Origin of the sequence: Gluconobacter sp. Dm-44, from assembly GCF_018256175.1 — a bacterium.
In the GTDB taxonomy this organism is placed as follows: domain Bacteria; phylum Pseudomonadota; class Alphaproteobacteria; order Acetobacterales; family Acetobacteraceae; genus Gluconobacter; species Gluconobacter cadivus.
Genome location: NZ_JAERLZ010000012.1, coordinates 23,387 through 37,982, shown reverse-complemented (window position 1 = coordinate 37,982; position 14,596 = coordinate 23,387). Strand labels below are relative to the sequence as shown.

Below are 14,596 nucleotides of genomic sequence, written 5' to 3'. Positions count from 1 at the left end.
ATGTCAGGCCGCCTCACGCGTGCCATCGCGGCTCAGACTGCCTGCCGGTCCGGCTTCGCGGTTCCGCACAACACCGGCTTCGATATGACGGCCATAGAAGCCTTCGAGCAGTGCAATGGCTTCAGCAGCGTTATCAACATTATTGATCGTAGAGCGGAACGTCGCAGACCCCGGCAGCCCAGCGGAATACCAGGAGACATGTTTGCGCGCGAGGCGCAGTCCCGGACGTTCGCCGAAATGGTCGAGCATCATGCGGTAATGACGAAGGGCGATCTCTTTTTCGGTCGCCAGATCCGGGTCCGGCACATCCTCGCCGGTCCGCAGGGACTGCGCTACCTGCGCCGTGAACCACGGTCGTCCGTAGCAGCCGCGCCCGATCATGACGCCATCGGCCTGAGACTGGTGCAGCGCCTCACGCGCATCGCGAATGGTGTTGATGTCACCATTGACGATGACTGGCAGCGAGACCGCGTCCTTTACCGTTTTGACGAAACGCCAGTCCGCCGTACCGTTATAGAACATCTGCCGGGTGCGACCATGGACCGTCACAAGCCGGATTCCGCTCTCTTCCGCGATTTTCGCCAGACGCGGCGCATTGAGGGAGTTATGGTCCCAGCCCATGCGCATCTTGAGCGTCACCGGCACATTCACGGCCCGCGCCGTGGCTTCCAGCAGCTTCCCGGCCAAAACCTCGTCGCGCATCAGTGCGGAGCCAGCCATCTGCCCGATCGCCACTTTCTTGACCGGACAGCCAAAATTGATGTCGATGAGGTTCGCCCCCCCATCGACCGAAATCTTCGCTGCCTGCGCCATGGCTTCGGGATCACACCCGGCAAGCTGAACCGCATTGGGCCCGCGCTCGGCCATCCGCGCCATGCGCATGGTGTTTTCGTTCTCACGGATCATCGCCCAGGAAGCGATCATTTCCGACACGACAAGCCCTGCTCCCAGATCGCGCGCGAGCTGGCGGAACGGCAGATCCGTCACCCCCGAGAGAGGGGCAAGAATTACCGGGTCCTCGATCACCACGCCCTGCCCCAGATCAATGGGTTTCAGAACACGGTTCGGAGGGGCGGTTTCAGGCGCGTCAGGCGTGACGGAAGGTGAGGAAACAGTCATGGCCCTTCCAATTTACCGCCCTGCCCCCGCAAGCGCAAACGCTCCTTTGAACGCAACCCGCCTTATGGTCCGCGCGCTATGGCCTCCGACAATGTCCACACCCCATCCGGCCAGTGTTTTTACGGAGAAGACCATGCCGCATATCACGACCAGTGACGGAATCCGCATCCATTACGAGGAACAGGGACACGGACGGCCCATCGTCATGATTCATGGCTGGACGTTTTCGGGACGCTTCTTTCATCGCAATGTCGGCCCGATCTCCGAACAGGCCCGCGTCATCACTGTGGACCTGCGCGGCCATGGGCGTTCGGAAAAACCGTCACACGGTTACAGGATCGCCCGTCTGGCCGCCGATCTACGGGACCTGCTGGTGGTGCTGAACCTGCGGGACGTCACGATTCTGGGCTGGTCGATCGGCTGTCCGGTCATCTGGTCGTATCTGGAACTGTTCGGATCAGAGCGCATCCGTAATGCCATATTCGTCCAGCAGACCCCGAAACAGTATTATTCTGCTGACTGGAAGCTCGGCCATGCCGACTGTTACGATCAGGCGGGCCTGACGGCCGTACAGCAGCAACTAACCCTCACCCCGGAAGACTTCGACCGGGCCAATCTGGAAAACTGCATCTGCCATCCCCTTCCAGACGAAGAAAAAGCCTTCCTGCTTCGGGAGATGGCACAAAGTCCCGCCCATGCCCGCAGCGCCATGATGGCCGATCACACCACGCAGGACTGGCGCGATGTCCTGCCGCATCTCACGCTTCCGGCCCTGATGATGGTGGCCCGAAAAGATACGATACTGGACCCCGAAGGTCCCGCCTGGGTCGCACAGCACATGCCCAACTGTACCAGCATGGACTTCAAAGACAGTGCTCACATGGTTTTTCTGGACGAAACTGAAAAGTTCAACCGTGCGGTTCTGGAGTTTCTGAAAAGCTGAGCTCAGCCTGTTGGGCCGATTTCTTCACTATGCCGCTTCGAACCGTCCTGCGTAATCACGAAACGCCCGTCATCACGCAGTTCGGACAAGCCCAGCCGCTCCAACCGCTCCAGACAGGGCTGGTCTTTCAATCCGGTCGGACGGCCTGTGGCGGCACAGAGCAGGAGCCGGTGCAGCGTCGAGCGGCAACACGTCTCAAGGTAAGGCTCGTCATAGGATTCAGAAGCAGGGACATCGGACATGCATTCGCGTCTATCGTGTCCTTGCGTTACCGCCAAGATAAAACGCCACCAGACATCGCCCAAAGCTGTGAGGTGGATGCTTCACCGCACGGATTAGGGTATGGAAACGACTCATGATCGATCTCGGAACGCTCGTCACTCCTCTCCTGCACCGCTTCGACACCGAAACGGCGCATGAACTTGCCATTCACTCTCTCGCTCTTGGCCTCGGCGGTCAGGCGGCAAAAGACGTCCCGGCCCTCTCGACCCGTGTGCTCGGCCTGCGCTTTCCCAATCCGATCGGCCTGGCCGCCGGGTTCGACAAGGATGCCCGCGCCATTCGCCCGCTCGCAAAGCTGGGCTTCGGGCATATCGAGGCCGGAACCGTGACGCCCCGCCCCCAGCCCGGCAATCCGGGCCCGCGCCTGTTTCGGCTGGTCGAGGACGGTGCGATCATCAACCGCATGGGGTTCAACGGCTGTGGCGTGAACCGCTTCTGCCGACGTCTCGCCCGTCTGCACCGTCCGATGCCCAATGGCCGGACGCGCGGCCCGATCGTTCCATTGGGCGTGAATATCGGTATCAACAAGACCGGTTCCGACCCGCTTCGGGATTATCCGGAACTCGTTGCCCGTGTGCGTCCTTATGCCGACTACATCACGATGAATCTGTCGTCGCCCAATACGCCGGGCCTGCGGGATCTTCAGTCGGCGGCGATGCTGAAAGAGCTTCTGGCAGCGATCAACACGCGCAATCCCGAACGGCCCCCACTTCTGGTCAAGCTCGCACCGGATCTGGATGACAGCTCCTACGAACCAATCCTTGAAGCAGCCATCGAAGGTGGTGCGCAGGGCCTGATCCTGACCAACACGACCATCGCCCGTCCCGGCAGCCTGCGCGATCCGGCAGCCCGCGAAACCGGCGGCCTGTCCGGGCGCCCTCTGGCGGCCCGTTCGCGGGATGTGCTGCGGATCGTCTCCGGACTGAACAAGGGCCGGCTGGCGCTGATTTCCTGCGGCGGCATTGAAACAGGCGAGGACATTCTGGCCCGCATCCGCATGGGCGCGGACATGGTGCAGATCTATTCCTCCTTCGTGCTTCAGGGCCCCGGCATCCTGAGCCGCATGAAACAGGAACTTCTGGACGCCATGCGTCGCGACGGCTTCGAGTCGATTGCGGACGCGCATGGAGTGGACTGGAAGGACTGATCCTCCGCAGCACTTTACGCCTCCCGGGCATCTTTTCTCTCTGGGAAAAGATGCCTTTTTCATATCCGTGTTCTCCGCCGCAATCGAACCCCTGTCCCTGCAAACCGTTGAAAACCCATCAAGACACTGAACGGAACACCCGACGCATGACCACATGGCCTGCCGCGCGCGCCTCTTCATCTCTTAAACAACAGCGGTCTGGAGCCGTTTGCGGACGTGTTCTGAGTGTTCTGTCCGTCGCTTTCACACTTGTTTTTGCAGGACTGGTTCCTCCCGCTGCACATGCCGCGCCTCAGGCTACAGCCCAAACGAACACGGCCCCTTCCAAAGCCATGCCTAAAGGCATTGGAAACGACGCGCAGTCCGATCCCACCACATCCGGCCTTGGCTGGGCTGCGGTTTCCAGCACCATCGCTCACCAACTCGACGACAGCGCCACCACTCTGCGCCAGGTCTTCGCCGTTCTGAACCGCAAAGACGAAAATACGGGCAACAGCGAGCTCGACAGCCTGTCGTCCCGGATCCAGAAGGTCCAGCAGAACACGCAGGATGCCGTCACGCAGATCCAGTCCTACGACAACATCACCGAATCTTTTCTGAAGATCCTCGGCACCAGCGCGGCGGAAAATGAAGACCCGTCCGTCACGGCACAGCGGCAGCGAATGCAACAGAATGCGCAGTCCGTGAAATCGGCCCTGATCCGCGCCAGACTCTATAATCTTCAGGCCCAGCAGCTCAACACGGCCATCAACGCCCGCCGGACGCAGTTGCAACACGCGGCCCTGTCTGAGCATACGGTTTCACCGCTGGCTCCGCGCTTCTGGAACACGCTCCTGACCGAGCGCGCCGAAAACCACTCTTCGTTTCATGAAGGCGGCGTTCTGGCGAACTGGCTCCACCTTCTGATCGGCTGCGCGATCACTTTCGCGGTCATCGGCCTCAGTTCTCCTTTGATCCTGCGTCTTCTCAAGCGCTGTGGCGCCCATTTCCGGCCCGCTACCGAAGACAGCGTGAAAGAGGCGCTCTCCGCCAGCGTCATTGCCATTACGCTGAACGGTGCGCTGGAAGCCCTGATCGCTACACTGACATGGTTCATCTGGGCTGCGGCTGCCCTGCCCGATGGCGGCGGCCCGATTGGTGCGATCATCGGCGAGACCGTTCCTGTCTGCGGCTTCATTATTGGCGCCGGACTGCCTGTTTTTGGGCGGAGCGGTGTTCTCGCGCAGGGCAATCCCGGGGAGCGCAAAGCGCTTCGGGGTGTGGACTGGATTCTGGCGATCAGCATTCTTCTTCTGGATCTGCTGCGCGCCTTTCAAGCTCAGGATGCTTTTGGGCAGACGCTTCAGATCCTGCTGGAAATCGCGTTCTCCATCGCCATCGGCCTGTGTGCCGTGGATACGTTCCGCCGACTGGGCAACCAGAACGATACGCGCGGCTTTGCGCCGTCTGCGCTGGGTGTGTCCAGCCTGCTTCTGACGGTCACGGTCATTTCCATCCTGCTGGGCTATGTGGCCTTCGCCTTCACGCTCAATGGCTGGCTGCTGTCGCTGGGCACGGGCGTGGCCATCGTGGCCCTTCTGGGTCTGTGCTGGCGCGATGTTCTGGAGCGGCTGTTTTCGGAAGGCAGTTTCTTCAGCCTCCGCCTGATGCAGCTTGGCCTCCCCCAGCCGCGCCTGTCGCAGATCGGAGTGATCCTCTCCGGGCTTGGAAATATCCTACTGCTTCTGCTACTGTTTTCCATTGCCCAGACAGATGGCAGCTTCAGCGTCACGGATATCACCACACGCCTCTGGCTGCTGTTCGTCGGCAACACCATTCACGGCGTGAAGATTTCTCTCGATACGGTCGTCCTGGTCATCGTGCTGGCCGTGGTCGCCTATTACGCCATCCGCCAGACCCGAAGCTGGATCAGGGACCGGTTTTTCCCGACCACCCGCCTCGATATCGGCAGCCGGACGTCGATCCTCAGCATTTTCACCTATTGCTCGTGGATCCTCGTCGGCCTTGGCATTCTCTCCATCGCCGGGGTGTCTGTGCAGAACCTGACTTGGGTGGTCAGTGCTCTCTCGGTCGGTATCGGTTTTGGCCTGCAATCCATCGTGCAGAACTTCGTCTCTGGCGTTATTCTTATGGCCGAACGGCCAGTGCGCGTTGGAGACATGGTCGAAATCGCTGGTACACGGGGCGATATCAAACGCATCAGTATCCGCGCGACCGATATCGGGCTGAGCGACGGTTCGACCATGATCGTTCCGAACTCTCAGTTCATCACCACAAGCGTCAAAAACGCCACGCTGAGCGGTGCGACGGGCACCCTGACCCTGACATTTCAGGTTCCGGTGGCGACCCATCCGGAAAGAGCAAAATCCATGCTGCTGGAAGTTGCCGCACATCGCGACGACGTCCTCGCAACACCCGCCCCCAAAGTCCGGGTCAGTGCCATTACCGCAGACAGCCTGACTGTGACCCTGAGTGTCGCCCTCACCTCCGCGCGCGACGCCAGCAGCGTGCAGGACGCCATTCTCTTTGACGTCTTCCGCCGGTTCCGTTCCGAAGGCATCGCCATCACAACAGCCTGATCAAAAATAAGGAGTGGGACTCCGGGAAATACTCGATTTCCGAACGGACTGACCATAATGTCAGTCCGTCCAGAGAAATCAGGATTCAGACCAATGCCGTCTCCGACACATATTCCCGGTGAAAAGTCAGGCGGACAGGTCTTTCATCTGCCTGTACGCTCAAAAACGCTCTCAAGAGCGGAAGCAGCCGCCCATCTCGCGCTACCGGAACGCAGAATGAAGCTGCTGTCCCTCCTCGGCACGGGGCCTGCACACACGCAGGGCCCGGATGGCAAAATCGCGTATCGTCGCGAAGATCTGGAACTCTATCTTACCGCCCTGCACGAAAAAGCCGATATATCCGGCACGGAAATGGCGCGCCGCCGGGCGCAGGCGGCGCCCAGCCGTCAGCGGGCCCTGGAACTCGTGCAGATCAACAGCAAGACCGGCTTTCCTGATCCAGACCCGTTCATGATGCTGGCAACCGGGGCGGATGCCCGCCACCATGCCTGCTTTTTTATTATCAAGGTTATGGCGCTGTTCGGGCTGATCATGCTCTGCATTTCGTCAACACCGCTGCTGCGAGCACATTTCAACTGAAAGATGGTCAGGGCCTCAGCCCTGACGATCCATCAGCATATTCGTCACGGCAGCCTTGAAGGGCAGAAGCCGGTTGGCCACTGCCAGCCCGGCCCGACGCGCCATCAGGAACGGGGCTTCGTCACGGGTATAAACGGTCGCAATGGCATTGGTGGCCGCAAAGAGCGGCGCCGTCGCCAGACGGTGCGTCCGCTCGAAACGCGACAGAACGGACGGATCACCCGCATCACCGGGACCATCTGCAATCGCCTTGGCCAGAACTTCCTGTCCCTTAAGGCCAAGATTGAACCCGTGCGCCGTAATCGGATGCATTCCCACCGCGGCATCCCCGATCAGGGCCAGACGCGGCGCCTGAAAGCGATGGGCGTAAACGGCCTTGAGCGGATACACGCAACGCGCGCTCTCCAGCGTCATCGGCCCCATACGCCCCTGCGTACGGGCGGTGATATCCTCGCTGAACGCCTTCCCATCGAGCGCCTTGAGACGCGCGATCTCGTCTGGCTCCAGCGTCAGAACCAGCGATGAACAGGACCCCGGACGATCATCCGCTGCGACCGGAAGCAGAGCAATCGTCTGCCCTTCATCGAACCATTGAAGCGCCGTATTGGCATGCGGCTCGGGATGCCGCATCCGGCAGACCATGATGTTCCGCTGGAAATCGTGAACGATCGCCCCGATCCCGGCTTCGGTCCGCAGGCGTGAAAAACGCCCATCCGCCGCCACGAGCAGATCGGCCTCAAGACGTTCGCCATTGGCCAGAATGACGCCTGCCGACCGCGTATCGTGCCACGAACTGGCAATGCCTTCCCCGGCTTTGAGGTCTATACCCGGCGTTCTCGAAACCACGCGATAAAGCGCCCGGCGGATCAGATGATTCGCCACCATATGCCCCAGCGCATCAGGGCCATCGGCGGGTGCATCAAAGAGAAGTGGCGGATTTCCAGTCTTCCCGGTCTCAATCCGGGCTGTATACATCGGGCAGATGCTACCAGCCGGGATCTCGTCCCACGCACCGACAGCTTTCAGCCATTCCGAGGCATGATGTGTCAGCGCGATTTCCCGCCCGTCAAAAGGCGGATCGGCCAGTACATCCGCAGATGACCGCTCGACAAGGCAGACCTTACGTCCGTCCCGCGCAAACGAAATGGCCGCAGCCAACCCGACCGGACCACCACCCGCGATGATAACGTCGTAACGCATCTGTTCAGCCGGCATCCGCGGCGAACTTGATGGCATCGCCCTTCCAGACCGCCATGTAATCGTCGATTTCGGGACGCTTGCGCTCATCGGAATGCTTCGCGGGCGTTCCGACGAACAGGAAACCGGCGAGACGATGCGGCTCGGGCAGCCCCAGAGCTGTTAACAGAATACGGTCTTCACAGAACGGACCCGTTACCCACATACCGCCGAAACCGGATGCGTGAAGCGCATTCAGAACATTCATCGCTCCTGCGGCCACAGCCATTTCCTGTTCGATGACCGGGATTTTTCCTTCAGGCTTAAGATGCATCCCAAGTGCGATGATCATTGGCATGTTGGAGAAGCGATGATGACGCTTGGTCTTCTTGGCTTCAGGCGCATCGGGCTCCTGCCGCCCCATCGCTTCCACCACGAGATCGGCGAAGGCCTCGCGATGCTTGCCCTTGATCACCGTATAGCGCCAGGGCCGCATTTTCCCGTGATCTGGCGCCCGCAGGCCAGCAGAGAGAATGGTGCGGATATCATCCCCCTTCGGCGGAGGCTCGACGAGATGGTCCGTCGAGGCGCGGGAGAGAAGGACGTCGAGGGGGGAATGATGATGTGCCATAATCAGGAAATATGGGCCGATCTTTCTTCCTCGCCAAGGGCAATTTCCTGACACGGCCCACTTCAAGGAAACGTGACGTGCTTTCGTACGGTTTCCTCCGGGAACACGCTTTTCCCGCTCCGGCTTTTTCTTTCTGCAAACGGACGGATTTTGCACGCATCTTAGCCGGATAGCGTGGAAATCCGCGCCATGCTGGTGTAGCAGAGAGGTCATGAACGACATCCGCCACGCTAGCCTGCATCGCGCCACCAGCGAAACCGACATCACCCTTGCCCTCACACTCGACGGCGAAGGCCGTTCCGACGTGGACAGCGGCATTGGCTTTTTCGATCATATGCTGACGGCGCTGGCCAAACATGGCGGCTTCAACCTTGACCTGAAGGCCAAGGGAGACCTGCATATCGACGGGCATCATACCGTCGAGGATGTCGGCATCGTTTTCGGACAGGCCTTTCGTCAGGCCATCGGAGACAAGCGTGGGATCGAACGTTTCGGTCATGCGCTTGTCCCGCTGGACGAAGCCCTGTGCGAAGCCGTGGTGGATATTTCCGGCCGCCCTTATCTTGCGTGGAATGTCGTCTTTCCGCGGGAGAAGATCGGGACGATGGACACGGAACTGTTCGAAGAGTTTTTCCGCGCCTTCGCCATGTCCGCCCATATCGCCCTGCATCTGACCTGCAAGGCTGGCACCAATGCTCATCACATCGCTGAAAGCGGCTTCAAGGCCGTTGCCCGCGCGTTGAAAGTTGCCGTTTCGCACGATCCGCGCTCGGCGGGCGCTATTCCTTCCACCAAAGGCGTGCTGTGAAGCTCTATATTCCCTGCACGAAGCCCGATGCTCCCGGCCCGCAGATCCCCGTGATGGTGCAGGACGGTTTTTCATGGCGCGTCCTGTTTTTCGGCTGGTTTGGCCTGCTGACCTATGGCGCATGGATTTCCGCCCTTCTGGCTGCCGCCGTCACCATGATCGTTCTGCATGTCCTGAAAGGGTTCTGGCCCCGGCTTGATCTGGTCGTAGCCATTCACGCTGTCCTCGCCAGCTTTACGGCTGAGATCCGGCTGTGGGAACAGCGCCTGAACGGCCGCGTTCCCGGTACGCCCATCGCCGCACCCAGCCGGGACATCGCGCTCCTGCGCTGGATGGACCAGCAGCAATACGCCCCTTCCTACGGCACATCCCCGGAGTTTCCATGCGCGTCGTCGTAATTGACTACAATGGCGGAAATCTCGCCTCGGCCGCACAGGCAGCCCGCAAGGCCGCGACACGCAAGGGGATCGAAGCCGACGTCGTCATTTCCCGCGACGCAGACGACATCCTCACCGCAGACCGTCTGATCCTCCCCGGTCAGGGCGCATTCGCGGACTGCGCGCAGGGTCTTGGCCCCGAACTGCGCGCCATGCTTGAAACCGCAACCGCCAATGGCACCCCGTTTCTCGGCATCTGCGTCGGCATGCAGCTCATGAGCGAATATGGCCTCGAACATGGCCGCACCGAAGGGCTGGGCTGGATTTCCGGCAATATCCGCCGCATGGACGAGGCTGCGAATGCCGGTCTGCGCCTACCCCATATGGGCTGGAACACGCTGGATTTCACACCCGGCGCGCATCTCCTGACGGACGGCCTCACGCCGGGCAATCACGGTTATTTCGTTCACTCCTATGCCCTGCATGATGGCGCAGAGAGCGATCTGGTCGCCACCGCGCAGTACGGCACGCAGGTTCCGGCCATCGTTGCCCGCGGAAACCGCTGCGGCACGCAGTTCCACGTCGAAAAAAGCCAGGATGTCGGCCTGACCATCCTCGGCAACTTCCTACGGTGGACTTCATGACGATCACCTGCGAACGGGTCGTCTCGTCACTATCGTCCGAAGATCTGGACGCTCTGATCGAGGCCACATCGGCGGGTATTCTGGACGGCGGCGGTTTCGGCTGGCTTCAGCCTCCCGGCCATCAAGCATTGGCGCGCTATTTCGAGGGCCTGCTGCTTGTGCCGGAACGCAGCCTGTATGTCGTGCGTGACAGCGGCACGATCTGCGGGGCGGGCCAGCTTGTCCGGCCGCCTGCAAGCTATGAAGCCCACGCAGCGACCGCCAACCTGACCGGCTTTTTCGTAGCGCCCTATGCCCGAGGCCGCGGTCTGGGACGCGCGCTTCTGGAAGCCATGCTCAAGGGCGCAAAAGCCATTGGGTGCAAGGTTGTAAACTGCGACATCCGCGAAACGCATGTCGCCGCTATCGGGCTGTTCCGGTCATTCGAGTTCGAACACTGGGGCACGCATCCTTATTATGCACGGATCGGAGGGCAGACGGTGCGCGGACTTTTTCTCTCAAAACTTCTGGCGAACGAGAACGAGGCCGCCCGCTGGCAGTCCAGCATCGCCATGCCTGACGCAAGCAGTTCCGCCTCCGGTGTGGCACCCGAGCCCGTAACCCGGACTGCGACACACGGCCTGACGCTCTACCCGGCCATCGACCTCAAGGACGGCGCCTGCGTCCGCCTGCGTCGCGGCGAAATGGAAGACGCCACCCATTACTCTGACGATCCCGGTGCCCAGGCCCGCATGTTCGCCGAAGCCGGATGCCGTCACATCCATGTCGTGGACCTGAATGGTGCTTTTGCAGGCCGTTCGACCAATATTCCGGCGATCGAATCCATCGTGAAAGCCACCAGCCTTCCCGTACAGCTCGGCGGCGGCATCCGGGATATGGCCGCGATTGAACGCTGGCTCGAAGCGGGCGTCTCACGCGTCATTCTGGGTTCCGTGGCCGTCAAGGACCCCGAACTCGTGCGTCAGGCCGCCCGTGCCTTCCCGGGCCGTATCGTTGCTGGCATCGACGCCAGACAGGGACGCGTCGCCACCGAAGGCTGGGCAGAAGTGTCGGAACTGGAAGCCAACGATCTGGCCCTGCGCATGGAAGACGCCGGTGTCGCCGCCGTGATCTTCACCGAGATCACCCGCGACGGAATGCTGGCCGGGCTTGACCTCGAACAGACCGCAGACATGGCACGCCGCCTGTCCATTCCCGTCATCGCCAGCGGCGGTGTCGGAACTCTGGAGCATCTCAAAGCCCTGCGCGATGTCGCCCGCGACGTTCCGGGCATTTCCGGCGCGATCGTCGGACGCGCGCTTTACGACGGCCGTATCGCGCTCAAAGACGCACTGGACGTCCTCGGGTCATGCTGAAACTCCGCGTCATCCCCTGCCTGGACGTCAAGGACGGTCGCGTCGTTAAAGGGGTGAACTTCGTCTCCCTGCGCGACGCGGGTGATCCGGTCGAACAGGCCAAACTTTACGACGCCGCCGGTGCCGACGAACTCACCTTTCTGGACATCACCGCCAGCGTTGAAAACCGGGATACCATTCTCGACGTCGTTCGCCGCACGGCTGAAGCCATCTGTCTGCCCCTGACCGTAGGTGGTGGTGTCCGCACCTGCGAAGACATGCGCCGTCTGCTGCTCGCCGGTGCCGACAAATGCGCCGTCAACTCGGCTGCTATCAAAAACCCGGACCTGATCCGTGAGGCCTCTGAACGTTTCGGCAGTCAGTGCATCGTCGTTGCCATCGATGCGCGCTCCAATGGCCAGGGTGGATGGGAAGTCTATGCCAAGGGCGGCCGCGAACCCACAGGTCTGGATGTCGTGGAATGGGCACGGAAAATGCAGGATCTCGGCGCAGGTGAAATCCTGCTGACCAGCATGGACCGCGACGGCACCCGCGCAGGTTTTGACCTCGATCTGCTGCGCGCGGTCTGCAACGCCGTGACTGTTCCGGTTGTTGCCTCGGGCGGCGTGGGCGAATTACAGCATTTCGTGGAGGGCGCGGAAGTTGGCGCAAGTGGCCTTCTGGCGGCAAGTGTGTTCCACTTCGGCCAGTTCCGCATCGATGAAGTCAAGAACGCGCTGAACAAGGCCGGTCTGCCGGTCAGGCTTGGAGAATAAGATCATGGGTAAACCCGCCACCAAACCGGCTCCGAAGCCCTCAAAACAGCAGGATGACAAGAAATCCGACCTCCTGCAGGAACAGATTCTCCAGCGCCTGTATGACACGGTCCAGTCCCGTCGCGGTACCGACCCGTCTCTCAGCCATTCCGCACGCCTGATGTCCCGCGGCCGCAACAAAATCGCCCAGAAATTCGGTGAGGAAGCGGTTGAGTGCCTGATTGAAGCCGTCAACGGCAACCGCAAGGAGCTGATCGGCGAAAGCGCGGATGTTCTGTACCACTTGATCGTTATGTGGGTGGACGCTGGCGTCTCCCCTGAAGACGTCTGGACGGAACTCAAGCGCCGCGAAGGCACCAGCGGCATCGCAGAAAAAGCTGCCCGCCCCAAGGAAAAGATCGGCTGAACAGGAGCCTGCCCATGGCATACGATCCCAACAACATCTTCGCCCGCATCCTGCGTAAGGAAATCCCCTCACGCACGGTCTATGAAGATGATTTCGTGCTCGCCTTTCACGATATTGCCCCTCAGGCGCCGATCCATGTTCTGGTCATCCCCAAAGGTCCTTACGTCTCCATCGCAGATTTTGGCGCAACAGCCTCTCCAGAGGAAATCACAGGCTTCTGGCGTGCAGTCTCAAAAGTCGCCGAAGACGAAAGCCTGACCCAAGAAGGCTTCCGCCTCATCAGCAATTCCGGGCCTAATTCCGGACAGGAAGTCCCCCATTTCCATGTTCATCTGTTCGGCGGAAAAAGCCTCGGCCCTCTGCTGACACAAAAAACCTCCTAAATAACGCTTGCAAAGATCCGAAGGGCACCCTATTAAGCCCTTCGCCTCGTCCCATTCGTCTAGAGGCCTAGGACACTGCCCTCTCACGGCGGCAACAGGGGTTCGAATCCCCTATGGGACACCAAATTTATTTGGCAATGCTATCAAGCACTTACCGCCAAACTAGGCCCTCCATTACAAAAATTAAGTAGCGATTTTGGACCAATTCTGGACCAATGACGATTCCGTCTCATTTCGGAGTTCGTCTCATGGCCCGTATAAAGTCCGCCGAGAATGCCAAAGATCCCGCCACGGGACGTCCGCTGCCTGATGGCGTGAGTTGCCGCGGGCACAGGCAATACAGGGCCCGCAAGCTGGTCAACGGCCAGCGGATCATCAGAACATTTGACACCGCCCGCCTCGCCCGCGCCTGGCTCGAGAAAACCTCGGTCAAAGTGCGTGAAGGGCGTCATATCGACGTCCGGGCCCTGGACGGTCTCGTGCTTAGAACCCTGATTGAGCGCTACCGTGACGAATGCATGGCTCACCGCGACGCTGACCGGACAGGGCATATTCCAGCACTGCTTCGCGATCCCATCGCAGACCTGAAGCTCTCTCGCCTGACGGTTCCAGCCGTTCGCGGCTTTCGCGACCGGCAGGGCAAGGATCTGGCCCCTGCGACAGTCGTCAAGCGGCCGACAGGAGCCGATCGCAAGCGCAACCGACGACTGGTGGAAGACGCCCCGGAGAGCCCAACGCCTCCTACTGTTCCCAACACGACAGAAGCCAGCGAATATGACCGGCTGCTTGCCGCAGTGACGTCCGAAAGCCATCCGGACGACGTCTGGTTTGTGAGATGGGCCATTGAGCAGGCCACCCGATTAGGCGAAGCCGCATCCCTGCGCTGGCGCGATATCAATCTTATGGCACGAACAATTTCGCTTCGGCACACCAAGACCCTGCATCTTGCCGAGGAAAAGGGCCCGGAACTGCGCCCGCTGATGCCCGGGGCGCGAGCATTGCTCTACGACAAGCTGAACACGCTTTCTGCTTCACCTGATCCGGATGACCTGATCTTTCAGATCGGCGATGAACGGGCTTTTTCAGTGCGATACGGTCGGCGTGTTAAAAAAGCAGGGCTTGACGATCTGACGTTTCACGACCTCCGGTATGAAGCCACTAGCCGTCTTGCCAGATTTTTCCCCAATCCCCTGGATCTGTGCAAGGTCACCGGGCATCGCGATCTCAAAAGCCTGGATCGCTACTACCAGCCCGTACTGACAACCCTTGCTGAGGACGCAGAAGAGCGCGCTCGTCTGCTTGGATACATCTACGATCGGGAAGAAAGCGCTATCAAATAGATGCGACACGCCAAACATGCATACGAACACAGGACATCTCTCCGCTTGACATGATTTGTCATATTTATCCAT

The 14,596-nt window shown here is 60.4% G+C and carries 16 protein-coding genes and 1 tRNA gene; 13 read left to right on the top strand and 4 right to left on the bottom strand.

Annotation, left to right across the window (positions count from 1 at the left end; translation table 11 throughout):
• Window positions 1-3 precede the first annotated feature (3 nt).
• The gene (gene dusB / locus JK213_RS12825; RefSeq protein WP_194262246.1) at window positions 4-1,119 is read right to left on the bottom strand and encodes a tRNA dihydrouridine synthase DusB; all 1,116 of its coding nucleotides are present in this window, start codon (window positions 1,117-1,119) and stop codon (window positions 4-6) included.
• Between dusB and JK213_RS12820 the strand changes: the two genes are divergently transcribed.
• Window positions 1,118-2,062, top strand: coding sequence for an alpha/beta fold hydrolase (locus JK213_RS12820; protein WP_228125462.1), 945 nt, complete (start codon window positions 1,118-1,120; stop codon window positions 2,060-2,062). The genes dusB and JK213_RS12820 overlap by 2 nt on opposite strands.
• A gap of 2 nt (window positions 2,063-2,064) precedes the next feature.
• On the opposite strand, the gene JK213_RS12815 is transcribed toward JK213_RS12820, so the two are convergent.
• Window positions 2,065-2,304, bottom strand: a complete 240-nt coding sequence (locus JK213_RS12815; RefSeq protein ID WP_194262245.1) for a hypothetical protein — start codon at window positions 2,302-2,304, stop codon at window positions 2,065-2,067.
• Window positions 2,305-2,417: 113 nt separating this feature from the next.
• On the opposite strand from JK213_RS12815, the gene JK213_RS12810 reads away from it, so the two are divergent.
• The 3 genes from JK213_RS12810 to JK213_RS12800 all read left to right on the top strand — a co-directional run bounded on the left by JK213_RS12810 (window position 2,418) and on the right by JK213_RS12800 (window position 6,649).
• Window positions 2,418-3,491, top strand: coding sequence for a quinone-dependent dihydroorotate dehydrogenase (locus tag JK213_RS12810; protein WP_194262244.1), 1,074 nt, complete (start codon window positions 2,418-2,420; stop codon window positions 3,489-3,491).
• 146 nt (window positions 3,492-3,637) lie between these two features.
• Complete coding sequence (locus tag JK213_RS12805) at window positions 3,638-6,070, top strand: DUF3772 domain-containing protein (RefSeq protein WP_194262243.1); 2,433 nt, start codon at window positions 3,638-3,640, stop codon at window positions 6,068-6,070.
• Window positions 6,071-6,163: 93 nt separating this feature from the next.
• Window positions 6,164-6,649 carry a hypothetical protein gene (locus JK213_RS12800; RefSeq protein WP_194262242.1) on the top strand — a complete coding sequence of 162 codons (486 nt, stop codon included), beginning with the start codon at window positions 6,164-6,166 and terminating at the stop codon, window positions 6,647-6,649.
• Window positions 6,650-6,664: 15 nt separating this feature from the next.
• Here JK213_RS12800 and ubiM read toward each other — a convergent pair whose 3' ends face one another.
• Entirely contained in the window at window positions 6,665-7,849 is a 1,185-nt protein-coding gene (ubiM, locus tag JK213_RS12795; RefSeq protein WP_194262241.1) for a 5-demethoxyubiquinol-8 5-hydroxylase UbiM, read from the bottom strand.
• A gap of 4 nt (window positions 7,850-7,853) precedes the next feature.
• Window positions 7,854-8,456, bottom strand: a complete 603-nt coding sequence (locus JK213_RS12790; protein ID WP_194262240.1) for a nitroreductase — start codon at window positions 8,454-8,456, stop codon at window positions 7,854-7,856.
• Between the two features lie 211 nt (window positions 8,457-8,667).
• On the opposite strand from JK213_RS12790, the gene hisB reads away from it, so the two are divergent.
• The 9 genes from hisB to JK213_RS12745 all read left to right on the top strand — a co-directional run bounded on the left by hisB (window position 8,668) and on the right by JK213_RS12745 (window position 14,524).
• Window positions 8,668-9,264: an imidazoleglycerol-phosphate dehydratase HisB gene (gene hisB / locus JK213_RS12785; RefSeq protein WP_086648118.1), complete on the top strand. Its 597-nt coding sequence runs from the start codon at window positions 8,668-8,670 to the stop codon at window positions 9,262-9,264.
• Entirely contained in the window at window positions 9,261-9,662 is a 402-nt protein-coding gene (locus tag JK213_RS12780; protein ID WP_194262239.1) for a hypothetical protein, read from the top strand. Before hisB ends, JK213_RS12780 begins: the two co-directional genes overlap by 4 nt.
• Window positions 9,647-10,285 carry an imidazole glycerol phosphate synthase subunit HisH gene (gene hisH / locus JK213_RS12775; protein ID WP_194262238.1) on the top strand — a complete coding sequence of 213 codons (639 nt, stop codon included), beginning with the start codon at window positions 9,647-9,649 and terminating at the stop codon, window positions 10,283-10,285. The genes JK213_RS12780 and hisH overlap by 16 nt, the downstream gene beginning before the upstream one ends.
• Complete coding sequence (hisA, locus tag JK213_RS12770; protein ID WP_194262237.1) at window positions 10,282-11,640, top strand: 1-(5-phosphoribosyl)-5-[(5-phosphoribosylamino)methylideneamino]imidazole-4-carboxamide isomerase; 1,359 nt, start codon at window positions 10,282-10,284, stop codon at window positions 11,638-11,640. The genes hisH and hisA overlap by 4 nt, the downstream gene beginning before the upstream one ends.
• Window positions 11,634-12,395, top strand: coding sequence for an imidazole glycerol phosphate synthase subunit HisF (hisF, locus tag JK213_RS12765; protein ID WP_194262236.1), 762 nt, complete (start codon window positions 11,634-11,636; stop codon window positions 12,393-12,395). Before hisA ends, hisF begins: the two co-directional genes overlap by 7 nt.
• Before the next feature lie 4 nt (window positions 12,396-12,399).
• The gene (locus tag JK213_RS12760; RefSeq protein WP_194262235.1) at window positions 12,400-12,801 is read left to right on the top strand and encodes a phosphoribosyl-ATP diphosphatase; all 402 of its coding nucleotides are present in this window, start codon (window positions 12,400-12,402) and stop codon (window positions 12,799-12,801) included.
• Between the two features lie 14 nt (window positions 12,802-12,815).
• Window positions 12,816-13,184 carry a histidine triad nucleotide-binding protein gene (locus JK213_RS12755; RefSeq protein ID WP_194262234.1) on the top strand — a complete coding sequence of 123 codons (369 nt, stop codon included), beginning with the start codon at window positions 12,816-12,818 and terminating at the stop codon, window positions 13,182-13,184.
• A 48-nt stretch (window positions 13,185-13,232) separates the two neighbouring features.
• A tRNA-Glu gene (locus JK213_RS12750) sits at window positions 13,233-13,308 on the top strand.
• Window positions 13,309-13,399: 91 nt separating this feature from the next.
• Complete coding sequence (locus JK213_RS12745; protein ID WP_194262233.1) at window positions 13,400-14,524, top strand: site-specific integrase; 1,125 nt, start codon at window positions 13,400-13,402, stop codon at window positions 14,522-14,524.
• Window positions 14,525-14,596 lie beyond the last annotated feature (72 nt).